This window comes from Helicobacter pylori (assembly GCF_016755635.1).
GTDB lineage: Bacteria > Campylobacterota > Campylobacteria > Campylobacterales > Helicobacteraceae > Helicobacter > Helicobacter pylori_CQ.
The window spans coordinates 1,477,331-1,502,739 of record NZ_CP051500.1; the positions used below are offsets into that span (position 1 = coordinate 1,477,331).

The 25,409-nt window shown below is 37.8% G+C and carries 19 protein-coding genes and 1 pseudogene; 10 read left to right on the forward strand and 10 right to left on the reverse strand.

Annotation, left to right across the window (positions count from 1 at the left end):
- The first annotated feature begins 9 nt into the window (after positions 1 to 9).
- The 4 genes and pseudogenes from HG567_RS07010 (at position 10) to HG567_RS07025 (ending at position 5,975) form a co-directional block, all read left to right on the forward strand.
- Entirely contained in the window at positions 10 to 3,768 is a 3,759-nt protein-coding gene (locus HG567_RS07010) for a type IIG restriction enzyme/methyltransferase (RefSeq protein WP_202163788.1), read from the forward strand.
- The gene (locus HG567_RS07015; RefSeq protein WP_202139623.1) at positions 3,769 to 4,299 is read left to right on the forward strand and encodes a hypothetical protein; all 531 of its coding nucleotides are present in this window, start codon (positions 3,769 to 3,771) and stop codon (positions 4,297 to 4,299) included.
- 491 nt (positions 4,300 to 4,790) lie between these two features.
- The gene (locus HG567_RS07020; RefSeq protein ID WP_202139624.1) at positions 4,791 to 5,228 is read left to right on the forward strand and encodes a Panacea domain-containing protein; all 438 of its coding nucleotides are present in this window, start codon (positions 4,791 to 4,793) and stop codon (positions 5,226 to 5,228) included.
- Positions 5,218 to 5,975, forward strand: a pseudogene (locus tag HG567_RS07025) (hypothetical protein). Before HG567_RS07020 ends, HG567_RS07025 begins: the two are co-directional and overlap by 11 nt.
- 229 nt (positions 5,976 to 6,204) lie before the next feature.
- Here the strand turns inward: HG567_RS07025 and nusA are convergent.
- The 6 genes from nusA to plsY all read right to left on the reverse strand — a co-directional run bounded on the left by nusA (position 6,205) and on the right by plsY (position 12,975).
- Positions 6,205 to 7,392, reverse strand: a complete 1,188-nt coding sequence (nusA, locus tag HG567_RS07030) for a transcription termination factor NusA (protein WP_202163789.1) — start codon at positions 7,390 to 7,392, stop codon at positions 6,205 to 6,207.
- 81 nt (positions 7,393 to 7,473) lie between these two features.
- Entirely contained in the window at positions 7,474 to 8,634 is a 1,161-nt protein-coding gene (locus tag HG567_RS07035) for an aminotransferase class V-fold PLP-dependent enzyme (protein WP_202139626.1), read from the reverse strand.
- 225 nt (positions 8,635 to 8,859) lie between these two features.
- Positions 8,860 to 11,499: a TonB-dependent receptor gene (locus tag HG567_RS07040; RefSeq protein WP_202163790.1), complete on the reverse strand. Its 2,640-nt coding sequence runs from the start codon at positions 11,497 to 11,499 to the stop codon at positions 8,860 to 8,862.
- 153 nt (positions 11,500 to 11,652) lie between these two features.
- Positions 11,653 to 11,979, reverse strand: coding sequence for a Plug domain-containing protein (locus HG567_RS07045; protein WP_202163791.1), 327 nt, complete (start codon positions 11,977 to 11,979; stop codon positions 11,653 to 11,655).
- Positions 11,963 to 12,316 (reverse strand): FolB domain-containing protein, encoded by a 354-nt coding sequence (locus HG567_RS07050; protein ID WP_202139629.1) that lies wholly within the window; start codon positions 12,314 to 12,316, stop codon positions 11,963 to 11,965. The genes HG567_RS07045 and HG567_RS07050 overlap by 17 nt, the downstream gene beginning before the upstream one ends.
- Positions 12,313 to 12,975 carry a glycerol-3-phosphate 1-O-acyltransferase PlsY gene (gene plsY / locus HG567_RS07055; RefSeq protein ID WP_001875945.1) on the reverse strand — a complete coding sequence of 221 codons (663 nt, stop codon included), beginning with the start codon at positions 12,973 to 12,975 and terminating at the stop codon, positions 12,313 to 12,315. Before plsY ends, HG567_RS07050 begins: the two co-directional genes overlap by 4 nt.
- A gap of 105 nt (positions 12,976 to 13,080) precedes the next feature.
- Between plsY and ccoG the strand changes: the two genes are divergently transcribed.
- A complete protein-coding gene (gene ccoG, locus HG567_RS07060) occupies positions 13,081 to 14,457 on the forward strand; it encodes a cytochrome c oxidase accessory protein CcoG (RefSeq protein WP_202163792.1) in 1,377 nt (458 codons plus the stop codon).
- Between the two features lie 9 nt (positions 14,458 to 14,466).
- On the opposite strand, the gene HG567_RS07065 is transcribed toward ccoG, so the two are convergent.
- Positions 14,467 to 15,666 carry a saccharopine dehydrogenase family protein gene (locus HG567_RS07065; protein ID WP_202139632.1) on the reverse strand — a complete coding sequence of 400 codons (1,200 nt, stop codon included), beginning with the start codon at positions 15,664 to 15,666 and terminating at the stop codon, positions 14,467 to 14,469.
- An 85-nt stretch (positions 15,667 to 15,751) separates the two neighbouring features.
- Between HG567_RS07065 and gltS the strand changes: the two genes are divergently transcribed.
- The 4 genes from gltS to HG567_RS07085 are packed head-to-tail and all read left to right on the forward strand — an operon-like array spanning position 15,752 to position 21,099.
- Entirely contained in the window at positions 15,752 to 16,978 is a 1,227-nt protein-coding gene (gene gltS, locus HG567_RS07070; protein ID WP_202163793.1) for a sodium/glutamate symporter, read from the forward strand.
- Positions 16,975 to 18,009, forward strand: coding sequence for a bifunctional diaminohydroxyphosphoribosylaminopyrimidine deaminase/5-amino-6-(5-phosphoribosylamino)uracil reductase (locus tag HG567_RS07075; RefSeq protein ID WP_202139634.1), 1,035 nt, complete (start codon positions 16,975 to 16,977; stop codon positions 18,007 to 18,009). The genes gltS and HG567_RS07075 overlap by 4 nt, the downstream gene beginning before the upstream one ends.
- The gene (locus HG567_RS07080; RefSeq protein ID WP_202163794.1) at positions 17,991 to 18,707 is read left to right on the forward strand and encodes a tRNA1(Val) (adenine(37)-N6)-methyltransferase; all 717 of its coding nucleotides are present in this window, start codon (positions 17,991 to 17,993) and stop codon (positions 18,705 to 18,707) included. Before HG567_RS07075 ends, HG567_RS07080 begins: the two co-directional genes overlap by 19 nt.
- Positions 18,708 to 18,732: 25 nt before the next feature.
- Complete coding sequence (locus HG567_RS07085; RefSeq protein ID WP_202163795.1) at positions 18,733 to 21,099, forward strand: heavy metal translocating P-type ATPase; 2,367 nt, start codon at positions 18,733 to 18,735, stop codon at positions 21,097 to 21,099.
- On the opposite strand, the gene HG567_RS07090 is transcribed toward HG567_RS07085, so the two are convergent.
- Complete coding sequence (locus HG567_RS07090) at positions 21,096 to 21,533, reverse strand: CopD family copper resistance protein (RefSeq protein WP_000338876.1); 438 nt, start codon at positions 21,531 to 21,533, stop codon at positions 21,096 to 21,098. The genes HG567_RS07085 and HG567_RS07090 overlap by 4 nt on opposite strands.
- Positions 21,534 to 21,711: 178 nt before the next feature.
- Between HG567_RS07090 and HG567_RS07095 the strand changes: the two genes are divergently transcribed.
- A complete protein-coding gene (locus tag HG567_RS07095; protein WP_202139637.1) occupies positions 21,712 to 22,878 on the forward strand; it encodes an outer membrane protein in 1,167 nt (388 codons plus the stop codon).
- Between the two features lie 58 nt (positions 22,879 to 22,936).
- On the opposite strand, the gene HG567_RS07100 is transcribed toward HG567_RS07095, so the two are convergent.
- Positions 22,937 to 24,547, reverse strand: a complete 1,611-nt coding sequence (locus tag HG567_RS07100; RefSeq protein WP_202139638.1) for an AlwI family type II restriction endonuclease — start codon at positions 24,545 to 24,547, stop codon at positions 22,937 to 22,939.
- 5 nt (positions 24,548 to 24,552) lie between these two features.
- Positions 24,553 to 25,398: a Dam family site-specific DNA-(adenine-N6)-methyltransferase gene (locus tag HG567_RS07105; RefSeq protein WP_237392958.1), complete on the reverse strand. Its 846-nt coding sequence runs from the start codon at positions 25,396 to 25,398 to the stop codon at positions 24,553 to 24,555.
- Between the last annotated feature and the right edge of the window lie 11 nt (positions 25,399 to 25,409).

Here is a 25,409-nt window from a genome sequence, read left to right on the forward strand (position 1 = left end):
AGGCGTTTTATGATTCGTTTCGCTCACATCTCGCTCAAAGATTTTATTAAAAAACACAATCCCCAAACACCCACAAAAGAAACTATAGAAAATTTTGAAAAAGAAATAAACAGCTTATTAGAAAACGCGCCAAGACAAGATGATGAAGAATTTCAAAAAAATGAAATCAATAAGTTTTTAAAAAATACCTATGGCTATGACTGCAACACCCGTAAAAAAGTGGATAGCGCGATCCGTGTGGATGGGGAAGTCCAAGTGCTTATTGAAGTCAAAGCCCTAAATAAAAAGACAGAATTCCCTAAAAACAGAGAAAACCCGCTCAGTAAAGCCTTTTGTCAAATGGTTTTGTATTTTTTAGAAGAGATAGAAAAAGAAAAAAACAATTCCCTAAAACACACCATTATTTGCAACGCGCATGAATTTTTCCTCTTTGATTGTAAGGATTTACTCTTTTTAAAAGAAGATAAATGCATCAAAAAATTCTATGATAATTACGCTAAAAAAGAAGGCACAGACTCTTCAAAACCAAAATTTTACAAAGATTTAGAACAATATTTGCAAGAAGATTTTCAAGGCGAACTCCGTTACACTCACTTTAATTTGAGCAGTTACGATCTTAAAGAACTTCCTTTGATTTATCAAGTTTTAAGCCAAGAAGTCCTTTTAAAACAAGGGAAAACCCTTGACGCTAACACGCTTAACAAAGATTTTTATGAAGAATTGCTTTACATTTTAGGGTTAGAAGAGCAAAATGATAAAGGGAAAATTTTAATCAAGCCCAGCCGCACCCAAAACTCCCTAAGCGATGCTTTAAAAAAGAAATACAAAAATTTAGATGATGAAGAAGTCATGGCGTTACTCATCGCTTGGAATAACAGAATCTTGTTTTTACGGCTTTTAGAAAGCCTTTTAAGTTCTTTCAAGCATTTTGAAAAATCTTTCTTAACCATAGAAAACTTTAAAGATTTCAACGCCCTAAACACCCTCTTTTTTGAAGTCCTAGCCAAGAAAAACAGCGAGCGTTCTTTAAATAAAGAAGACAAGATTTTAGAAAAAATCCCTTATTTGAATTCCAGTTTGTTTGATCAAACGCCTTTGGAATTAAAGGGGTATGAAATCAAATTACTTGATAACAAATCTTTAGAGATTTACCCTAAATCCGTTCTTAAAAAAGACAAAGACTACCAAAATGAAAAAGCTTTGCCCTTGCTAAAATACCTTTTTGAATTTTTGCGCGTTTATGATTTCACCACCACCCCTAAAGACATTAAAGATAATCAAAATAAGAGCGAAAGCTGTTTGATTAACCCTAGCGTTTTGGGGCTTGTTTTTGAAAAACTCAACGGCTATAAAGAGGGGAGCTTTTATACCCCAAGCTTTATTACAAGCTACATGTGCAAAGAGAGTATCGAATCAATCGTGTTGGATAAATTCAATCAAACCTATAACATAGAGTGTGAAAAGTTAACAGAATTAAAAAATTATTTTAAAAATAGCTATAAAGAGGATAAACGCAAAGAATACCTAAACACGCTTTTAACTTTACGCGTTTGCGATCCGGCGGTGGGGAGCGGACATTTCTTGGTTTCAGCGCTCAATGAAATGGTGTTAATTGCTTACAAGCTAGGGCTTATTGCTTCCTTGTATCGCCACGAGCTTAGATTAGAAAACGATGAAATCATTATTCACACGCCAAAAAATGAAGTTTTTAAATACACCAAACCGCATAGCGAAAACGACCCCCACCACCAAATCCAAAAAGAACTTTTTGAGCTTAAAAAATCCATCATTGAGAACTGCCTTTTTGGCGTGGATATTAACCCCAATTCTTGCGAAATCACCAAGCTCAGGCTATGGATAGAGCTTTTAAAATACAGCTATTACATTTTTGAAGAGGGTAAGAACACTAACGTGCTTGAAACCCTCCCCAACATTGATATTAACATCAAGTGCGCTAACAGCTTGATCTCACGCTTTAATTTGAATGATGATCTCAAAAAGATCCCCAATATCAAGCAAAAAATCCAAGAATACAAAGATCTAGTCGCTCAATACAAAGATCCAAACCCTCTCTATCCCTTAAATAAGCAAGATTTAATCAACAAAATCCAAGACTTAAAAAACACTTTTTCCCTCACGCTCAAAGATCCTAAAACCAAAGCAGAGCTTGAAAAGGCTATTGAAAAACACATCAAAAAATACAATTTCTTTGCCCTAGATGATAAGAGTTTGCTAGATGGGTTAAATTACTTTATCCCAAACCTTTTTGGCACGCCCAAACTAAGCCCAAAAGAAGAGGAAGAGGCTTTTGCTTCTTATGGGCGTATTAGAGCTTTGAGAAAAAAGCTTGATGATGCCTTAAGTGGTGGAGAGTATCACAATGCGTTTGAATGGCGCTTTGAATTCCCTGAAGTTTTAGATGATGAGGGGAATTTTTTAGGCTTTGATTGCATCATTGGCAATCCGCCTTATATCCGCCAAGAACACATCAAAGACTTAAAGCCTTTATTACAAAAGCAATACCAAGATTTCTATAACAGCACCGCTGACATTTACACCTACTTTTTTGCCCTAGCTTACCACCTTTTAAAAGAAAAGGGGTTTAACGCTTTCATCACTTCCAACAAATACGCGCGGAGCCAATACGGCGCTAAATTAAGAGAATTGCTGCTCAAAAAAACCACCATTGTTAGCTACATGGAACTAAACGCCTTAAAAGTCTTTGAGAGCGCCACCGTGGATACCAGTATTATGAGTTTCATCAAACAATCGCCCCCTAAAGAAAGCCTCTTTAATTATTACGAACCCACCCCAAACGATAAAAACGATTTGAAAAGCGCTCGCCCTTTGCCCATGAGGCAAAACGCGCTTTCAACAGAAAGCTTTATTTTTGCCAACGCCACGCTTTTAGATTTAAGGGACAAAATAGAGAGTGTTGGCACCCCGCTTAAAGACTGGGATATTCAAATCTATCGTGGCATTTTAACCGGCGCTAACGAAGCCTTTATCATTACCACTGAAAAAAGAGAAGAGATTTTGAACGCTTGCAAGACGCAAGAAGAAAGAAAGCGCACAGACGCGCTCATCAAGCCTATTTTAAGAGGGAAAGACATTAAAAGGTATTCTTATGAGTGGGCGTCATTGTGGGTTATTAACACCCATAACGGCTACACTTCTAATCTCAAATTTAAAATCCCACCCATTGATATAGAAAAATACCCCGCAATCAAAGCGCATTTAAACTCTCATTGGGACACTATTGCAACACGATCCGATCAAGGAGACACCCCCTATCACTTAAGGAATTGCGCGTATTTAGAGGATTTTGAAAAAGAGAAAATTGTGTATGGCGAGATTGTGCAAGAGCCACGATTTTATTTAGATAATGGAGAATACGAATTAGGGTATTTTTATGCAGAAGCCACGAGCTTTATTCTCACAGGAGAGCATTTGCGCTATCTTTTAGGAATGTTGCATTCTGAATTGATTACTTTTGCTTTCAAAACTTTCTATGCTGGCGGAGGACTAGGCGAGAGTGGCTATCGCTATAAAAAGGCTTTTATAGAACGGCTCCCCATTCCTAAAATCACGCCACAAAACCAAGAATTAGCCGATAAAATCACCGATGGCGCGAAGCAAATCCTAGAGTTAAAAGAAAAAGACCCTAAAGCCAACACCCAAAAATTAGAAAAAGAAATTGACGTCTTAGTCTATCAGCTCTATAACCTCACCGATGAAGAAATTAAAACCATTGAAGCCGGGCAGTGAATGGAAAAGTTATTTGAAAAGATATTGCATGAAATGAGATCAGGAATTGCTTTTGCGCTTGCTTCTGGTTGTTCGCTTTTTATTTCTATTGTAAATCCAATAGGGGTTTTTCAATTGATTTTTGAGTTTGTTTTCCAATACACTCAAAACAAAATCTTTTCTTTTTCTTTTTCTTTTTCCTCTATTTTCCTTTTCTTTTACGCTATTTTTAATAAAGCATTTCTTTGGTGTGAAGCTAAAAAATACGAACAAGATCTAATAGATCAAAAAGACAAAGAAATTGCCCTTAAAATTTGCAAATGCCATGATAACCACTATAAGATACAAAAAGAACTTTATAAATGTTATTCTAAAAAACAAAATAAAATCCCTAGGACAGATGAATTTGATTATTGGATAGGTTGTCTTGGTTTGGGAGATTTTTTTGAACCAACAAAAGACGATTATATTGTCAAACCGTATGTTTTAAGAGCTATAAAAAAATACCATGAAATTGCTTTTCAATCTATATATTGGCAACAGAACAAATAAAAAGCACTTGTTCTTTGTCTAAGAAACACCCCCTTTAAAAAAGGGGGACTCTTGAAAAACTATCGTTTGATTTTTAATTCCAAACAAAACCCTAAAAAACTGATTTTTAGGTATAATGTTTGAGTATTTACTATGATTTTTTCTCATAGAAGTCTCCTAGACAAACTTTACCCCCTAATCTCTAGCGAAAAACTAGGGGGTGAGCGTTATTTTATCCTAATCTCACAAAAACGATTTTTATAAAAGCTACAAACCACTAATTTAAAATCACATTAAAAACTTTCTTCCAAATTTTTGAAATTCCATTAAATATTTGTTCAATACCGCAAATTTTTAACTTAAAGCCTGTTTTTAGAGCTTAAGTTATTGGCCTTACTTTTTTCTTGAAAAATATCTTTATAAAATAAAGAGATTAAAATCATTGAAAAAGGAATGGTTAGAAAGTTAACAATATTTAGTTAAAATTAGCAAAAACTAACTAGGAGGTATTAATGGTCAATACTTTGGAGCTAGCAAAATATATTCTTAAGCGTTCAAACAAAGAATTGAGCAACTTAGAATTGCAAAAAACTTTGTATTTCACAGAGCTTGACTATATTAAAAAGTTTGACAAACACCTAGTTTCTGATGATTTTGAAGCTTGGAAATACGGGCCTGTTGCAAGGGAAGTGTATTATGAATACCGCAATTATGGTGCCAATTCTATTGACAAACCCAAAGAAGAAACGCTCTCACAAAATCTTAGAGAAGATGAACTTGAAACCATCAATCGCTCCATAAAAAAATGCAACGAAAAATCCTATTGGGATTTAGTGAAAGAAAGTCATAAAGAAGATGGTGCTTGGCATAAAAGCTTCAAAGAAGATAGAAAAGAAATCATTAGCAAAGATTTGATCAAACAAGAAGCAAAACAAGCAAATGGAAACTAAAGAAGAAGATAAAGATAAAAAGCTAGAAGAAATTATTGTATTGCTGTGCGAAGAAGGGGATTTGTCTAGTCAAAAAGATCAAATCATCAAAGATCTCAAAGAAATCTATGAAGGAGAATACAAGCATAAATACTCAAAAAACACAACTATTATTTTAAATTCCACAAGGGATAAAGAGCAAGCCTTTATGATGCTCACACAAAATATAAAGACACTCAAAGAGATTCAAAATAATAGAGAAGTTGAAAGCATTAAACCAAAACTAGAAAAGCTTTATGATCGCATGAATTTAGAGTGTATCAGACTGCAAGATTTTGATGAGAAAATGAGTAGAGTTAAAGATGTTTCTATAAAGTTAGATGATCTAAATAAAAACTATAAAAAATTAAGCGAAGAATTGAATAAGCAACAAACACAATACATAACAATTTTAGGTATTTTTGCCTCTATTGTTTTAACATTTGTTGGGGGATTGGCGTTTTCTACTTCTGTTTTATCAAATATTGACAAAGCGAACGCCTATCGTTTGGTTTTTGTTATGGCTTTTATAGCTTTATTTTTTGGGAATATTTTGTATCTGCTTTTTTCTTTTTATCAAAAATATCCTTATCAAAAGAGGAAAAAGATAAACAAGAAAATTTCAAAAAACCTATTTTTTGGTTTAATCTAATGGTTACGATTCTATTTATGATTGGTTTTTTTGGAGAATTGCATATAATACAAAGATTAGTTTCTAAATATCTTTAATTCAACCCAACCCATTTTTGCGTCCATTCCAATAAGACTTGATGCAAATTTCCCTTAATTGAGTGTTTTTTGCTATTTTGAAAATTTCAATACTCATTCATTGAAAAACCTGAACTATTCCTTTTAAGTTTAGCCTTAAGAAATTCAATCACGCACTTATTTAACACCACAAGCCTTTTAATTTAAATTCCTTTTGATTAAAGACTCAATAAGTTTCACAGAAACAATTTTAATTCTTAAACAAAGACTCTAAAGCTTCTACCCCTACTTTTTGCGTTTCTTTTTCGCTTTCATTTTCTGCGTTTTCTTTGACGCTAGGAATGGTTTCAAACTCTATATGATAGCCTGTAAGCATGGACGCTAAGCACACATTCACCCCGCCTTTACCGATAGCTTTAGATTTTTCAATGTCTAACAAGTGCACTTTAGCCTTTTGCAAATGGTTATTGACAATAAAACGCTCTTGAATGGATTCTTTTTCTTCAGTGCTCAATTCTTCTATAGGGATTTTTTTAATTTCAACGCTTAAAATTTTGGCTGGAGCGAGCGCGAGAGTGATGTAAATTTCAGGCACATTAGAATACTCTATGCAATCAATATTTTCTTTATTCAATTCGTTACTGATCGCATTAATGCGCACGCCCTTAACCCCCACAGCCGCGCCTATGGGGTCAATCCTAGCGTTATGGGAAAAAAAGCTCACTTTCGCTCTGTTGCCTGGGATTCGCGCGCAATGGATGATTTCAATTTCTTTATCTTTAATTTCAGGGACTTCTAATTCCAACAAAGCTTCAAGCATTTTAGGGGTGGTGCGGCTCAGCTCTAATAATAAACCCTTTTTTGTGCGTTTGACTTGCGTTAAAACCGCTTTAATGCTATCGCCTACTTTAAAACTCTCGCCCTTGATGCGATGGCGCATGGAAAGAACGCCTTGAAATTGCTGCTCAATCTCAATAAAAGTGTTTTGATTGTTATCCACTAAAATCACTTGCCCCATTAAAACGCTGTTAAGACGCTTTTGAAACGCTTCAAAGTGGCTGTCTTCTAACGCTTTTTCTAACTGGTATTGCAAATCTTTAAAAAGGCGGTTGATCGCTCCTTGCTTCATGCTCTCCAAACTCAAGCTGTAAGACAATTCGTCTTTAATCTTAACGCTTGGATCCATTTCTTTGGCTTTAGACAAGCTGATGTATTTAGAAGGGTCGTTAATCAATCTTTCATCACCATCTTCTAAAACTTCTACCAACTGGATAAGCTGGAGCTGCTTGTTTTCTTCAACCACCAAGTAGCGCGCTAGTGGGTCTAACTCATTTTGCGCCATTTTTAACAAACAGCCTTGAATCACTTTTGAAATCATCTCTTTAGGCAAATTTTTTTCATACGCAATGCATTCTATAAGATCGCTGATTTTTTCCATTCTCAAGTTCCTTTAAATTTATTTTCTATCGTTTTGTGGGGGATATGGCGCGTTTAAAAGAAATTTTATTATAGCGAATTTTTAAGCTTTGTTAAGAATTTCTGTTAAGATTAGAGCGATTTTTTCAAAATCTTTTTCATTCAGGCTAAAGACTTCCAAGCACACAAATTCGCATGAAATTCTTGCGATAATGCCTTTTTGAAAAAGCTTTAAATAAAGTTTTTCACCATTTAAAGCGCGGGTGTTTTTGGGCTGGATTTTCACGCAAAAGGATTCTAATTCTCTATCGGGCAAATTCCCTATTTTAGAAAAGCTAGAGGCTATGCTCACATTCAATTCTAAAGGCTTTAAAAGGGCGTAGAGTTTGAGAGCTTTTTGCAATAATGCGTCTTTAGTTTGGTTCAATAACGCATGAATTGTAATGTCTTCTTGATGATTTGCCCATGCTTTTAGGCTGTGAAAAAGCAAGGTGAGAGTGATTTTACCCACCCTCAAGGCTCTATAAAGGGGGTGGTTTTTTAACGCTTCAACCCATTCTTTTTGCCCCATAATAATGCCCGCTTGCGCGCTGTTAAAGAGTTTATCCGCGCTAAAGCTTACAAGCGATGGTTTGAGAGCTAAAATTTCTTCTAAAGCCGCTCTGTTTAACAAATCCACATCCCCTAAATTGTAATAATCAATGAGATCATGCTCTTTAGCCAGAGTTTGTAAATCTTTAAAGGGCGTGTCTTTTTTAAAATGGGGGTTGTGGGTTTTTAATAGCATTTTGCTGTTTTCATTCAAGGCTAAGCGGTAATCCCTTAAATAAGCGCGATTGATGTTCCCCACTAAATGCAGCCTAGCCCCACTACTTAATAAAATGTCTTTAAGGTTAAAATCCCCCCCCACTAATTCACCATAAGAAACAACGATTTCTTTTTCTTGCGCTAAAGCGTTAGCAATGAGAAATATTGCGCTGGTGTTGTTATTGACAATCAAAATTTCTTCGGTGTCAAAACACGCTTTGAAAAGCTTTTTTAAAGGGGTTAAGCGGTTCTTTTTTTTAGCGGTGTTTAGATCGCATCCTAAATCAATGGGATGGGTTAAAACTTCTTTTAAATAAGGTTCAATTGTTTCATAAAATTGCGTGCTAAAAAACGATCGCCCATGGTTTTCATCAAAAACGCTCGCGCTCGCATTGATGATTTTTTGATAAGGGCTTTTCAAAAGATCCGGGGTTATTGGGAGCGTTTCTTTAGCCATAGTGAAGCGCGTTTGATTCCTTTTTTGAGTTAAAATAAAGCGTTATCTTAAACTAAACTTGCTAAATTTTTGATAAAACTACTTTTTTAAAATCCTTAAGAGCGTCTTAATGAGTTTATTGAGTGAGCGGAACTTTTTCCATAGAGTTTGGCGGTTTCTATAGGGCTTTTTCATGCTTGTTTCCATGTTTAAAATTCAAAAAGAAATCCTAAGATTTCTTTAATTTTAGAACTGATAGGATACCTCAAAACGCGCGTTAAATCCAGGGGCAGGGAGTGCCATGCGCTTGCCTTTGGGGATCATATCGCTCGCTGGAGCGTCCGCACTCGCTTGAAACACAGAAGTTTGATCCACATATTGCTTGTTTAAGATATTGTTAAACACGGCTGAAATCCTTAAACCCTGCCATTTTTTAGAAGTAGGGGTCCAGTTGATAAAGACATTATGCACGCCATACCCGGGTTTATGGATTTTTATCAAGCCGTATTGCGGGTAATAGATAGAATAGCCTTCATAATACATGTTAGTTACAAAGCGTGAGAGCCAGGTTAAAGTAAGTCCCCACCTGCGAACATCATAATCGGCTTTTAAGATAAACACATTCCCAGTCGTTGCAGCTAGAGCGTAAGTGTCCGCTAATAAATGCCCCCTAGCCGTTGGCCAAGAGCGAGCCACTGAGAAAGTCCCTAAGAAATTCTTATACCTCACATTTCCTGAAACTTCATAACCATAGATATTAATGGTTTCGGGTAAATTCCCTGACATGTTTTTTGCGGTCGCATTACCCCCACCATTTTTAGAAGTGTCTTGCCCGTAGCTGTTGATGAAGTTATTGATGACTTGATAGAACGCTGCCCCGCGCACATTGAAATACTTGCTGTTGAAATCCACATTGAATTCCACATTTTGACCGATCGCAGGGCGCAAATTCCTTTGATAAATCACCGTAGGATCGCGCATCAAAACGCCATCGCCAGGCAAAGCCCCCTTAGTTACATACGCATAGCTCACTTTCAAGCCAATGCTTTCAATGGGGTTATAAAGCACGGTTGCAGAAGGCGAAAAACCAGAAGTTACATGCGTGCGGCCGTTTTTGTCTAGCAAAGTGTAAATATCATAACGAGTTCCCGCACCCACGATCACATTGCTTAAAATATTGTAGTTCGCTTGCATAAACCCTCCGATGATATTGCCGATCGCATGCGAATTTTGGGGCATGTTACGATAGAGCGGGTTAGGGGTGTTGAGATTTTGAGGGTATTGAGAGCTTTGATCGGTGTAGTAATGGCGGTAAGGCAAGCCCGGCCCGTTAGGGTCGTTAGGATCAATGTTGTTTTTATAAAAGCCGTTTTTGCCTTTATCCAATCCAGAGAAAACGCTCAGGTTTTGATAAATCATGCCGTATTCAAACACATTCCCGTAATCTTCGCTAATGGGGTGGGTTACTTTAAAATTAACGCCTGAGTTGATTAAGAAAATCCTTCTGGCTAAAGTCCCCTCAGCGTCCGCATTCCCTAAAGTCCAATCGTTCGCGCTAGGGTTTTGAGCGTTAGGGGGGGTCATGTCATAATCAGGGTTTTTAGGGACAAGCCCATGATAAACATTCGCGCTTGTAGAAAGCATGGTAGCGCTAAGCTGCCCATACCCTGCTTGCGCCCCTCCACTAGAATCGCTATCCCCTTGCCAATTAATAGAGTTAGGCGCACCATAGCCTATTTGATAGCCTCCATTAGAAGGCCTGATAGCCCCTTGCGTGCATTGGCTGATATTGTCCGGGTTATTACACCACTCCTTAACTTCAGGGATATAATCTGGGTTAGCCGGCTCGTTAGAATTGTAAGCGAAAGGATTCACCACAGGGTTATAATTCCCTCCCCTTACCCCTAAAAAGGCAGTGGATTCAACGCGCGGCTGGTTAAAATTAGGGCCGCCTTCATGCTTGTATTTCAGACTCAAATTGTGGTTGAAGTTGATCGTATGGGCTAATTCTTTCCCAAAGTCAATCACAAAGGGGGCTGGCTGGCTTCCTGGGTCATTGGCTTTGGAGAGGGCTGAAGTGGTGTTAGGGCGTAAAAGCCTTGTAGAATTGTCTCGTGTGAGATTGTAGCTCACGCTAATGCTATCGGTTTCGTTGATATAGCCATTAATTTTGGCTAAAACGCTATTGACTTCGCTCGGAGTCCCTACGCTCATTTCGCTATTGCTTGGATCTTGTAAATCGTAGTTAGGGTGGAAGAGATCCCTAAAAGCGTTGTTCCCGTCTCTATAGTAAAAAATATTTTGATGGTTGTAATAAGCGAGAATGTCCCAATTTTTACCACGATAGGCTGCTGTAGCGTTCATGCGATACCCGAAGTTGGTGTAAAAGGCCGCTTCCGCTTTAGCCCCATAAGTTTGATTCTTTCTTAAGAAGTCGTTAGCGTCAATCGTGGTGAAAGACAATTTACCCGCCACCGCGCCAGGGCCTGCTGAAGCGTTCGCCGCCCCCTTAATCACTTCCACTTCTTTAATCATATTAGGATCGATCACGGTGTTAGCGTCATGGTGGAAAATGTTACCATTTTGAGCGACGCCATCTATTGTTACCCTTAAAAGGCGCGTTTCAATCCCCCTAACATAGATTTTTTGCGCCATTAAGCCCCCACTAGCCACATTCACATCCGCTCTGGTCCTAAAAATATCACGGACTTGGTTGCTTTGGCGTTGTTGGAGCTCTTTTCTGTCAATATACATTTTATTGTTGTATTCAAAAGTCCTTTCACCCTTAGTGGTTACCTTACCCAAAGTGTGGGTTTTTTCTTGAGCTTGCAAACTGCTAGCGACAATACAAGAGACAAACACGATACGAAATTTATTTCTAAGCATTTCTTTTAGCCTTTTTATTTACTTTTTTCTAAAAAATTTAGTCAAGTTTTAAACCTAAAGTTATTATTACATTATTCTATTTAATAATACCTTAAATTTGTTTTAGGATTAAGAAAATACCAAGAAAAATGTGATTAAAAAAGTTTTAGCATTTTACTGAGCGACTGAATCGATCACTATTCGTGAAGAAGCGCTGCTCATGCCCCTTAAAAAAGTTTGAGAAGACACATTGATTTCGGCGTTTTGGCGGAAAATATCGCTTGGCTGGTTGCTTTGGCGCTCTTCTAAGTCATGGCGTTTGATAATGATGGTATTCCCCCATTGGAAGGGCCTATAAGTGCGCTTTTTTTTAATGACAAAATGAGGTTCTAAATTTAAAAATTGCGCGTAACTTGGGAAATATAACGGCTCTAATAAAGGGTTTATGGGGTTTGCTTTTAAAATAATAACGAGAAAAAAGAAGCTAAAGATCGTTTTCATAGCAAATTTTCACGCTCGCTCCCACTTGAGAATTTGGAGAAATTTCTAACTTGCTGATTTTTAAATGAAGCTCAGAGATTTCACTATAGCGCGTTTTTAAAGCATGGCTCAAATCTTTCAGGGCGTCTTCAATGAGAAGATATTGGTTTTCTTGCATCATTTTTTGAATAAGCTCTTGGATTTTTATGTAATCTAAATAAGCCTTATTGGGTAACTCTGTGTAGAAAAGATCCAAATTCACGCTTATTTTTTGGGGTTTTAAGCGTTCAAACTCTAAAATCCCCAAAATCGTTTCAAACACCAAGTTATGGACATGAACGCCTTGTTTAATTTTCATAAGACTTTCTTTTCCTTGCCGGCTAATAAATTAAAAATATTGCCCGCATGCTTGATAAGGGTAAAAATAAAAATAAGCACCATAGGCGTTTGCGTGCCGACTTCTTTAAGGATATTGACGCTGTCTGGGATATGCATATAAGGCACAAAAAAGATAAGAACAGTCGCTGTGCCTACCCCTAGAATGCTAGCGAGTGAAGAGATTTTAAGCACCTTACCCACAAAAAACCACACCGTCAAGCCGATGAGGCTTTCAATAGGGATGAGCAACACCACAGAGCCCATGATCGTAGAAACGCCCTTGCCTCCATTGAAATTCAAAAAAGGCGAATAACAATGCCCTAAAATGCTAGCGATAGCGACCATCCATTGCAAACTGTAATCCAACCCAAACAATTTGCTCAAAAACACCGCAAACATGCCTTTGAAGAGATCCAAGATTAAGACTAATAAGGCCATTTGTTTAGCGTTACTCACGCCCTTACTTTGTAAAGCGCGCAAGACATTCGTCGCACCAATGCCCCCCGATCCGATTTTAGTAATATCCATGCCATAAAAGATTTTCATTAACGCATAGCCAAAAGGAATCCCCCCAATCAGATAGCCCAAAAGGGTGAAAATCACATTGATATTGGTTAGGAAATTTAAAACGCCTTCCATAAATACCCTTTCAAATAAAATAGCGATCATTATAACATGTTGCTTTTTAAGTGAAAGCGTTAAGTTGTTAGGGTATAGTGGATTAAAATTTTTAGGATATTGAGAATGCTTGAAACTTCTAGCCATTTTTTAAAATCGTTCCGCTTGAAGCGTTATATAGGGTTTTTATTGATTTCTTTAGCGTTATTAATCACGCCATTTGTTCGCATTGATGGGGCGCATTTGTTTTTGATCTCCTTTGAGCATAAGCAACTGCATTTTTTAGGCAAGATCTTTAGCGCTGAAGAATTGCAAATTTTGCCTTTCATGGTTATTTTGCTTTTTATAGGGATTTTTTTCATCACCACTAGCCTTGGGCGTGTGTGGTGCGGTTGGGCTTGCCCGCAAACCTTTTTAAGGGTGCTTTATAGAGATGTGATTGAAACCAAGATTTTCAAACTCCATAAAAAGATCAGTAACAAGCAAGAAAGCCCTAAAAACACCCCAAGCTATAAGGCGCGTAAAGCATTGAGCGTTTTATTGTTCGCTCCTGTTGTGGCGGGGCTAATGATGTTATTTTTCTTTTATTTCATCGCCCCTGAAGACTTTTTTATGTATCTTAAAAACCCTAGCGATCACCCTATTGCTATGGGTTTTTGGCTTTTTAGCACGGCTGTGGTGCTGTTTGATATAGTGGTGGTTGCGGAGCGTTTTTGCATTTATTTATGCCCTTATGCTAGGGTGCAATCGGTGTTGTATGACAATGACACCTTAAACCCCATTTATGATGAAAAACGCGGCGGAGCGCTTTATAATAATCAGGGCCATCTCTTCCCCTTACCCCCCAAAAAGCGCAACCCAGAAAACGAATGCGTGAATTGTTTGCATTGCGTGCAGGTTTGCCCCACGCATATTGATATCAGGAAAGGCTTGCAATTAGAATGCATCAATTGCTTAGAATGCGTGGACGCATGCACAATTACCATGGCTAAGTTCAAGCGCCCTTCACTCATCCAATGGTCTTCAACTAACGCCATTAACACGTGCCAAAAAGTGCACCTGGTGCGTTTAAAAACGATCGCTTATTTGGGGGTTATCGCTGTTGTGATAGCTCTTTTAGCCATCACTTCGTTTAAAAAAGAACGCATGCTTTTAGACATTAACCGCAACAGCGATCTGTATGAATTGCGCTCTAGCGGGTATGTGGATAACGATTACGTGTTTTTATTCCATAACACGGACAATAAAGACCATGAGTTTTATTTCAAAATTTTAGGGCAAAAAGACATTCAAATCAAAAAGCCTTTAAACCCTATCGCCATTAAAGCCGGACAAAAGATTAAAGCGGTAGTGATTTTAAGAAAACCCCTAAAAAGTAACGCCACAGAATACAAACGCACTAGAGACGCTTTAATCCCTATTACCATACAAGCTTATAGTGCAGACGATAAGAATATTACGATAGAAAGGGAATCGGTGTTTATCGCACCCAGTGAAGATTGAAGCCTAAAACTAGCGCTCAATCACTTCATAAGGCAAGCCTTGTTTGATCAATTCTTCCATGAAAGGATCGGTGTTTAATTCTTCTATGTTAAACACCCCGGCCCTAAAATTATCCGCGCTCCAAGTGTCATTGCAAATCATTTTAGCCGCACACATCGCTGGCACGCCGGTGGTGTAGCTTATGGCTTGCGAACCCACTTCTTCATAGCACTTTTTATGATCGCACACGTTGTAAATGTAGAGCGTTTTGTCTTGGCTGTTTTTAATGCCGGTCATATAGCACCCAATGTTGGTTTTACCGGTGGTGTCTTTGGCTAGAGTCGCTGGATCCGGAAGCAAGGTTTTTAAAAATTGTATCGGCACGATTTTTACGCCTTGATGCTCTATTTCTTTAATACCTAGCATGCCGACATTTTCTAAGCATTTCATGTGGGTTAAATAATTTTGAGAGAAAGTCATAAAAAACCTAGCCCTTCTTAAGCCCTTAATGTTTTTGACTAACGATTCCAATTCTTCATGGTATAAAAGATACGAATCCATTTCGCCAATCTGCGGGTAAGCCCACACTTGCTTGATTTCTAAAGGCTTTGTTTCAATCCATTTGCCGTTTTCATAATAACGCCCTTTAGAGCTGACTTCCCTTAAATTGATTTCAGGGTTAAAATTCGTGGCAAAAGGGCGTTTGTGATCCCCAGCGTTACAATCTAAAATATCTAAAGTGTGGATAGTGTCAAAATGGTGTTTTTGAGCGTGAGCGACATAAGCGTTAGTAACGCCCGGATCAAACCCAGCCCCTAAAACCCCTAAAATCCCCACTTCTTTATAAGCCCTATCAAACGCCCATTGCTCTTTGTATTCAAATTTCGCTAAATCCGGGTGTTCGTAATTGGCGGTATCAATGTAATGCGTTTTAGTCTCTAAACATGCTTGCATGATCGTTAAATCCTGATAGGGTAAAGCCACATTAACAACGACTTTAGGCTTGTGTTTTTGAATTAAAGCGACTAAGGCTTGCGTATCATCTGCATCCACTTGTTCAACGCCAATTTCCCCCAAACCCTTTTTGAGCATGCTTTCTTTAATCGCATAGCATTTGTCTAAACTCCTGCTCGCTAAAATGATATTTTTAAACACATCTCTGTTCATGCCCATTTTGTGTGCTACCACACTGCCTACGCCACCAGCTCCAATTTGTAATACTGTATGCAAGGAACACCTACTTTCTAACTGATCTCGTTCTTTTAGGGGGGTATTATATTATAATAAGATAAATTTGATTAATAAGGATGCAAGCTTGCAAGAAATTAAGTTGGATATTTATGCCACTTTAGTGTGCATGGTTTTAGTGCTGCTTTTGGGGCGTTATGTGATTTCTAAAGTCAAGTTTTTACGCGATTATGATATTCCAGAGCCTGTTGTGGGCGGGGTTTTAGTCGCTTTTACTATCATGTTAGCGCGTCAATTTTACAATTTTGGCTTGCAGTTTGATTCTTCTTTAAAAGATCCTTTAATGCTGACTTTTTTTATCACCATTGGTTTGAGCGCGGATTTCAAATCTTTACAAAAAGGCGGCAAAATGCTTGCGGTCTTTTTGCTGGCTGTGGCGGGGTTTGTGGTGTGTCAAAATGCAGTGGGGATTTCTATCGCTAGCCTTTTAGGGGTCAATCCTTTAATGGGGCTTTTAGGGGGATCTATCGCTTTAGTGGGAGGGCATGGCACTAGCGCGGCATGGGCTAATTTTTTCACCCAAGCACCTTATAATTTTAGCTCCAGTTTAGAAGTGGGCATGGCATGCGCGACTTTTGGCTTGGTGAGTGGGGGGATTATTGGAGGGCCTGTCGCTAAATATTTGATTTCTAAATACAAACTAGAGCCTAAAGACACTAAAGAAAAAGACACTTTAGAGGGCGTGGTGTCTAAAGGCTTTGAAACCCCTAAAGAGCAGCGCCTAATCACCGCATCCAGTTTTGTAGAAACTTTAGCTCTAATTGCGATCGCTTTATTGGTGGGGACTTTTTTATCGCACTTGATGCCTAAAAGTTTCACCTTGCCGACTTTTGTGTGGTGCTTGTTTGTGGGGGTTATTTTAAGAAACGCCTTGTCGTTTTTTAAGATCCATAGCGTGTTTGACAGAGAGGTTTCAGTCATAGGGAATGTGAGTTTGAGCTTGTTTTTAGCCTACGCTTTAATGAGCGTGAATTTATTGGAATTGTTAAAACTCGCTGTGCCATTAGCGGTTATTTTGAGCGTTCAAGTGGTGTTTATGATCCTTTATGTGGTGCTGGTAACCTTTAGGGTATGCGGGAAGGATTATGATGCGGCGGTGTTGTGCGCGGGGCATTGCGGTTTTGGGCTTGGAGCGACTCCAACGGCTATGGTGAATATGCAAACCATCACCAACCACTACGGGCCATCGCATGTAGCGTTTATTGTCGTGCCTTTGGTGGGAGCGTTTTTTGTTGATATTATTAACGCTTTAGCGATTAAAGGCTTTTTGCTCTTGCCTTTTTTCCCGTCATGAGACTTTATGAAAGTTTATTAGAAATGTGCTTGAATAAGGCATGGGAGTATCAAACCCTAGCCTTAGAAAATCCGAGCGTGGCTTGCATGGTGTTAGATAAAAACCATGAGATCTTGAGTTTAGAAACCCACAAAAAAGCCAAAACCCCGCATGCAGAAGTCTTAGCCGCCAAATCAGCGTTAAAGATTTTACGCCCCCATTTAAAAAACGATTTAGAAAAATTAGAAGACCCTAAAACTTTAAGCGATTTTTTAAAAACGCGCCACGATAACGCTTTTACAGACTGCGTTTTTTTAATCACCCTAGAGCCATGCAATTCTTATGGCAAAACCCCAGCGTGCAGCGAATTGTTAGAAATTTTAAAGCCTAAAAGAGTGGTCATTGCCACAGAAGAAAACAAAGCGAAAAAAGGGGGTTTAGCAAGGCTACAAAAGGCTCGTATTGAAACAATAATTTGCCATAATTTAGAAAACAAGGCTAAAGACTTGCTCTTGCCTTTTAGGGTAATGGAACAAAAGGGGCGTTTTAATTTGTTCAAACTCGCTTTAAGAATGAATGGGGATTATTATCATGGCAAGATCACCGGGCAAAAAAGCGTTATTTTCACGCACAACCAGCGAGCGGTATGCAACACTCTTATTATTTCTGGGAAAACCATAAGAACGGACAACCCCTTATTAGACACCCGCTTTTGCGATAATTTTTATCAAGGTAAAAACCCCAATATCGCTATTTTATCCAAGCGCTCAATTAGCCCCCATTCAAAAGTTTTTTTTGCACCCAATCGTTTGGTTAGTATTTTCAACAACCCTAAAGATTTACCCCTAGAGAAAGGGTTTAATTTCATTGAAGGGGGGTGGGGATTGTTTGAGAGCTTGAGGGACAAAATTGATGTATTGCTTTTGCATTCGCATGCGTCTATGATTGGCGAAGCGTTTAATACGCTCGCTTTAAAAACCCCTTTTAAAGGGCGGTTGTTGCATGCGCAAATCTTAGAAAATGAAGCCCTTTTATGGATAGAAAACTCTTAAGATTATACCAGCCCTTAAACGCTTATTCTTACAATAGCGATTCGCTTTTTTTATACGATTTTTCACGCCCTTTTATCAAAAATAGCGGCGCGATTTTAGACATAGGCTCAGGGTGTGGGGTTCTAGGCTTGCTCTGCGCTAGAGATAACCCGCTAGCGAGCGTTCATTTAGTGGAAAAGGATAGCAAAATGGCGTTTTGTTCCCAAAAAAACGCCCTTAAATTCCCTAACGCTCAAGTGTTTGAGGGTGATTTTTTAGATTTCAACCCCCCGATTTTGTATGATGTGATTGTGTGCAACCCTCCTTTTTATGCTTTAGGCTCTATTAAATCTCAAATTAAAGGGCATGCGAGGCACCAGAGCGAATTAGACTTCGCTTCTTTAGTGGCTAAAGTGAAAAAATGCCTGAAACCTAAAGGGTATTTTATTTTTTGCTATGAAGCCTTGTCGCTTTGCTTGGTGGTAGAGGGTTTAAAAAGCGTCAAACTCACGCTAGAGACTTTAAGGTTTGTCCAAAGTTTTAAAGACAAAAACGCCCATTTGATGCTTGGAGCGGCTAGGAGTAATTCCAAAAGTGCTCTAAAAGTTCTGCCCCCTTTAATCACGCACCATTCCAAAAACCAAAGCGACAACACCAAAGAAGTTTTAAGCATCTATCAAATTTGTAACACTTATTCTATCAAAGCGCTTCTAAACTAGCGCCCTTAAATTAAGGATTAAAAAAATGAAATGTTCGCATTGCCAGTTGGAGTTTAAAGAAAGTGAGCTTTTTAAAGAGATGATCAATCATAAAGAATTGTATTTTTGCTGCACGGGGTGCGCTAGGGTGTATGCGTTGTTGTTGGATTTGAATTTAGAGAGTTTTTATGACAAGTTAAACGATTCCACTCTAGCCCCCGTAACGCCCCAGAATTCAATGAGCGCTTTGGAATTAGAACAAGCCCTTGAAGAAAACAATAAAAGCGATTTTATCCTTAATCTTTTACTAGAAAAAACGCATTGTAACGCTTGCTTGTGGCTCAATCAAAAGGTTTTAGAGCGCTTGAAGGGGGTTAAAAAAGTGAGCGTGAATTTCACCACCCACCACTTGCAAATCGTGTTTGACAAGTCCTTAAACCCTAAAGAGATTATTCAAAAAATTGAAAGTTTGGGTTATGGGGCTAAAATTTATAACGCAAAAAATTACACCCTAAAAGCCCAAAAAGAGCAACGCTCCTATTTGCTCACTTTAAGCGTGGGGTTTTTTGCTACCATGAATTTGATGTTTATTGCCATTGCTAAATACGCAAGCTATGGTAGCGCGAGTTATGGCGGTGCGGGTTATGGTAGTGGCATGGATAAGCTCATGCAAAGGAATTTGGATCTCGTATCGCTCTTTTTAAGTTTGTTGGTGTTAGTGGTGGTGGGGCGTTTTTTCATTAAGGGGGCGTTTTATGGGCTAAAAAATGGCGTTTTGGGCATGGATTTGAGCGTGTCTTTTGGAGCGTTATCGGCGTTTGTTTATTCCATTTATGCCATGTTAGTGTCTCAAGAGACTTATTTTGAAGCGAGCAGCACGATTCTAACGCTTGTTTTTGGCTCTAAGTTTTTGGAATTAAAAGCCAGGCTGTTTGCGAATGAAAAATGTTTGGCCTTAGAATCGCATGAAATCCATAGCGTGATCGTTGTAGAAAATGGCAAACAAATAGAAAAACACCCTAAAGATGTGGCGATAGGCTCTGTTGTTTGGGTGCCAAGCGGGGCTAAAATCGCACTAGATGGCGTGCTTTTAAATAACGCGAGCGTGGATGCGTCTTTGATCAGTGGGGAGTTTAAGCCTTTGGAATTGGGGGTTAATGATCCAATTTTAGGGGGTTATGTGAATGTGGGCGTGCCTTTTAGCTATCAAGTGAGTGCAAATTTTCAAAACTCACGCCTTTCTAGTTTGTTAGAAACTTTAAAAAAGAGTTTTTTAGAAAAGCCCTTAATTGAGAGCAGCGCGAATCAAATTGCGGATATTTTTTCTAAAGCGGTGTTGTTTTTAGCCTTTATAAGCTTTTTGTTGTGGCAATTTGGTTTGGGGGGTAATTTTGAAAAAGCCTTAATGGTGTGTATTAGCGTGTTAGTCATCAGTTGCCCTTGCGCATTCGCCTTGGCTACGCCCATTGCGTTAGTGATAGGGGTGTTTAAAAACCCTTTGATCGTGTTTAAAGAAGCGTTGTTTTTAGAAACTCTGGCTAAAGTGAAAAAAATCTTTATAGACAAAACCGGCACCCTCACGCAAAAAGAAGTCCTTTTAAAAGAAAAAATCATTTATGAAGAATTTGATGGAAGGCTTTTAAAGAGCCTTTTAAAAACCAGGGAGCATTTAGCCCATAGCGCGATTCTTAAATCATTAGATGGCGATGAGGTTAATTTAGAAAAGATAGAGTTTTTCGCTCATGGCTTAAAAGCGAGCTATCAAAACGAAACTTTGCTAGTGGGGAGTTTGAAATTTTTAAACGCTATGGGGGTTGATTTAAAGGTCAAAGAGGGCGCTAATATCATGGTAGGTTTTGCGAAAAACAAGACCTTATGCGCGTTATTCATTTTAGAAGAGCGTTTGAAAGCTAACGCTAAAGAAGTCATTCAGGCTTTACAAAATCAAGGCTTAGAATTAGAAATTTTAAGCGGGGATAATGAAAGCTCGGTTAAGGAGTGCGCGAAAAAATTAGGGATTTCTAAGTATCATGCCCATTTGACCCCTGAAGATAAGGCTCAAACCATCAGTTCTTATAAGGGCGTGTGTGCGATGATAGGCGATGGCAATAATGACGCGCTGGCCTTAAAACAAGCGAGCGTTTCTTTGGGGTTTGAAAAAAGCGCTTTGAGTAAAAGCGCATGCGATATTTTGCTTTTAGAAGAGGATTTGAGTTTGCTAGAAAAAGCGTTTCATAACGCTCAAAAAGTCTATCAAGTGGTGTTGCAAAACATTGTTTTGAGCTTGATTTATAACGCTGTTTTAATCCCAGTCGCTATGCTAGGATACATTAACCCTTTAATAGCGAGTTTGAGCATGAGCGCTAGCTCTCTCTTAGTGGTCTTAAATTCTTTGAGGTTGAAACGCTCTTAAACAAACCACATCGTTTTGGCTAAAATGGCGATTAAAAAGCCAAAAGTTAGAGCGATAGGGTGGATATATTTACCAATAGGGTTTTTCTTGCCCAAAAACTTACACGATAAAGAAAAAAGCACCAAAAGAAAAATGCTTAACGCTAAGATCACTTTAAGCATGAGTATCTTTTGAAAAGGGGTTTCACACCAGCCTTTATCGCCCCCCATGTATTGACTAAGCATCATGCCCCCTGTTAAAACAAGCCCTAAAACGCATAAGGGCATGATTTTGATCGCTCTTTGAGTGATTCCTGTATTCGCTTTATTGGCAAACTCTTCGCCAAACATTTTCTTCACATTAGGGAAAATTACCCCATCAAAAAACAAGTAGCCAATAAAAATAATGGCGCACAATAAATGAACAACCAACACATAAGGATAAATCGCATCCATTTAAAATCCTTTATTCATGGGAAAATTAAAGAGTTTTTAATCTACTATAAAAGGGTTTTATTGTCAAGTATCCCACTATTATGGGAATTTTAGGGGTGGTTTTTGTTTGACTTTTAAGATTGCAATTAGCTATAATAAAATAATTAAAAAAGTAACACTTAAGCGGAGACCCTAGAGAGTGGTGTTCAATTTTATGACAAAGAAGAAAAATAGAATGCAAGATTGCAAAATGGTTTGTAAAAATTTTAATCGTAAGGAATCTGTTTTGATAGCTCAATCTTTAGATATTTCTAAAAAAGGCTCGGTAATTTTAGGCGCTCTTTTGAGTTCGTTATGGCTGACAAACCCCTTAAATGCCCATGAAAAGAATGGCGCGTTTGTGGGGATTAGCTTGGAAGTGGGTAGGGCTGATCAAAAGACCAACGCTTATAAAAACGGCGAATTGTTTCAAGTGCCTTTTGGCGATGTTTCAGCCAATGATAATGGTAAAGTCCCTGACGGGCAGACCGGTGGCTGTCAGCCAGCTTCAGGGACGCCAGGAACGCCAGGCTACACTAAAGCTAATTGCGTAGTCAATTGGACTTCTCGCACCATGCTTAGCACCAACAAAAACATTCCTGGCCGTAACCAGCCGATGTATGGGCTAGGCGTGATGACAGGCTATAAGCATTTTATCGGTAAAAAAAGGTGGTTTGGGTTGCGTTATTATGGCTTTTTTGATTATGGGCATACCAACTTCTCTAACTCCAGAGCCGCTAACGCTATATCGCCTTTTTATTTGAGCGATCAAAAAGCAGACATGTATACTTATGGTTTGGGCACAGACATGCTTTTTAACATTATAGACAAGCCTAAGGCCACGGCCGGGTTTTTTCTAGGCGTGAATTTTGCGGGTAACACTTGGACTAACAATCGTGTGGGGTATTTTAAGGACGGGTATGTTTATGGCGTCAATACGGACGCTGACGCTTACATGACTAACGCTGATGGCACAATCACTTGCGGGGACACGACGCCGGCGAGTTGTGATGTGGGGATTAATCCTAATAGCGTTTATACCACAGGAAAATTAAACGCTAAGGTGAATCACACGATTTTCCAATTTTTAGTGAATGTGGGGGTTAGAACCAATATTTTTGAACACCATGGCATTGAGTTTGGTATCAAAATCCCCACGCTCCCTAATTACTTTTTCAAAGGCTCTACTACTATAAGGGCGAAAAAACAAGGCCCGCTAGAGAATGGCCAACCGACCACTATCACCGGAGCAGAAACCAATTTCAGCTTAACCCAAACCTTACGCCGTCAGTATTCTATGTATTTGCGTTATGTTTATACTTTTTAAGTTTGGTAGGGTTTTTAGGCAAGGATTAGGCAAGGCTTAGAGATGAAAGCTTGACGCTTTAAGCTTTCAAATCATCATTGATCTGTAACCATTCTGTGCTGTTTTCTACTTTTTTGATAAAATCATTAATAGCATAACAACATATATTAATATTGTCTTTGAATTGGGCAAATTCCGCATATTCTTTGGCGTCATCATGGATATTTGGAGCTACAAAAACACTAAATTTTTCTCTAATATCGGTGCTATTTTTAATCAATTCTTTTAAATGTCTGGCAATAGGTATCATTTCGCTTTGACTTCTATCTCTAATCAAGCTCACTTCTATATAACTTTGGGCTTTTGTGTCCATAGCTACAATATCAGGTTTGTTACCGCTTGCTGTGTATACGGGCAAGCCTTCATCATCGCTTTTATAATTGGGTATCACGCTTAAATTTTCAAAATGTTGTTTCAAGAAAATAGCGCTTAAAAATTCCAAGCGTAAAGGTTTATCAATGAGTCTTAAAAAACTATCTTTTGATTCTTGCTTGTTACAAGTAATGAGTAATTCTTGCTTGATAAAATCTTTAGTATAAGTGTTTGCTAGTTCATTCAATTTGCTTGATTTAACGCTCTCATCAGCACTGATTGGAGTAACACTAACAAGAAAGCTATCCACGATTGACATGTAGTTAAAAAAGGCGAGTTTGTTAGCTTGAGTGTCGTTTAAATAATCCCCTTTAAAAGCCTTATGGGTTTGTAAAATGTAATCTATTTTATTATTTTCATTAGTATTAATATCAATAAACCTACCATTACCACGCAATGAAATAAGTCCTGTAATACGCATTTTTCTAATGTATTCATCAACGGCTTCGTTAGCGATTTGGCTCATTTTAAATCGTGTTTTATTAACACTTTCTAAAAGTTTTAGGCATTTTTCATAGATAAATTCATCTGAGTAGCTGAATTCTGTCTTATTGATAGCAACAATTTCTTGTCTTAAATGAATAATGTAATCATAAAGCCCATTGGCGTTATCATCTTTCCAACAAAGTAAAATAGGGATTTCTTTGACAGATAGGGGGGCTAGATGGGCATTTTTGAGTCGTTTTAAAAGCGAGAGCAATAGTTTGAGGGGGTTGTTATGGTTTAAATTTTTTTTGTAAGGGTTTCCTACTTCATATTTAGACAGAGCGTTTAAAAATATAGCCCCAACTACGCTTTCATCAACGCTTTCTTTAAAAGCATCGTTTTCTTTATCGTAATAAGCAAGAATAAGCATCTTAGCGCTATCGCTGATGAGTATTTTCTCATATTTTGCATAGTAGCAAAAACCAAACTCACACATAAGCTTATACCAAGTGTCAAACCGACTTTCCCATCCATGCTCAAAGCCCATCTCTTTATGATTTTGTGGGGATATTTCTATAATGCACTCTAATTCTTCATCGCTAAAGATATATTCATTGGAGTCAAATTTTTCTTTCAATTCTTTATTTTGATTGATAGAAGTAGGTCTATAAAGCCTATGAGCCAAAACGGATTTGATAATTTGCATGATCGTTGAAGATTTAAGGATTTGATTTTCAAACTTTCCTAAAACAGCTAAAAATTGTCCTATTCTTTTAGGGTTTCGCATAGTGGTTGAAAAGCTTAAAATTTTTCGTGCCGGTTTTTTAGTCATAATAATTACCTATAATTAGTTACAAAGATTTCTTGACTATCTTCTTTAATAGTGTTGTCATTATAACTGATATAATTACTTTTGATATTAAAAATATAATATTTTTTAGCCCATTCTTTTAAAATAAAATTAGTCTCTCCCTTGTGATAAATAAGATTGGTTATACCAAATAAAACTCCCTTTTTATCTAGGCCATCTAAAACACCATATAAGGCTATCTCATTATCGCTATCCCATAACTTGTTGTATTCACTATTGGAGATTAAATAAGGGGGGTCAAAATAAACATAATCATCTTTTAAATAAGTGGTGTGGTTAAGGAAATCAATATAATCATCATTGTGAAAAATAATGGTGTTTTGTTGCATAAAATCTATGTAGTTTTTTAGGGCATTATAAACATTTTCATTAAAATCTACATTACCTACAGGTAAATTAAAAAGCCCTTTAGAATTAAATCTAATCATGTGATTAAACCCATAAATTAAAAGTAAATATAAATAGAGCATGTTGTTTTGATTGGAGTTAAAATCAGCCCTTAGTTTTTCATAAGCTAATTTATTGTATTTAGCGTAGTAAGTTTTTATATATTGTTTTTTTAATTCATCAGGGGCCGTAATCCCCTTAAAAGAGAAAGACAAGCCATAATGAATGATGATTTTAGACAATTCATCAAAAAGATCACAAGCATTGAACTTGCTTAAAGTTTTATGTAAATTGATAATATTAGTATCTATGTCATTAGCTAAGTATCTTTTAGCCTTAGTGTTTAAAAACACGCTACCCCCACCCACAAAAGGCTCAATAAATTGATTAATGTTATTTGGGAATAGTTTATTGAGTTGTGGCATGAGTTTATATT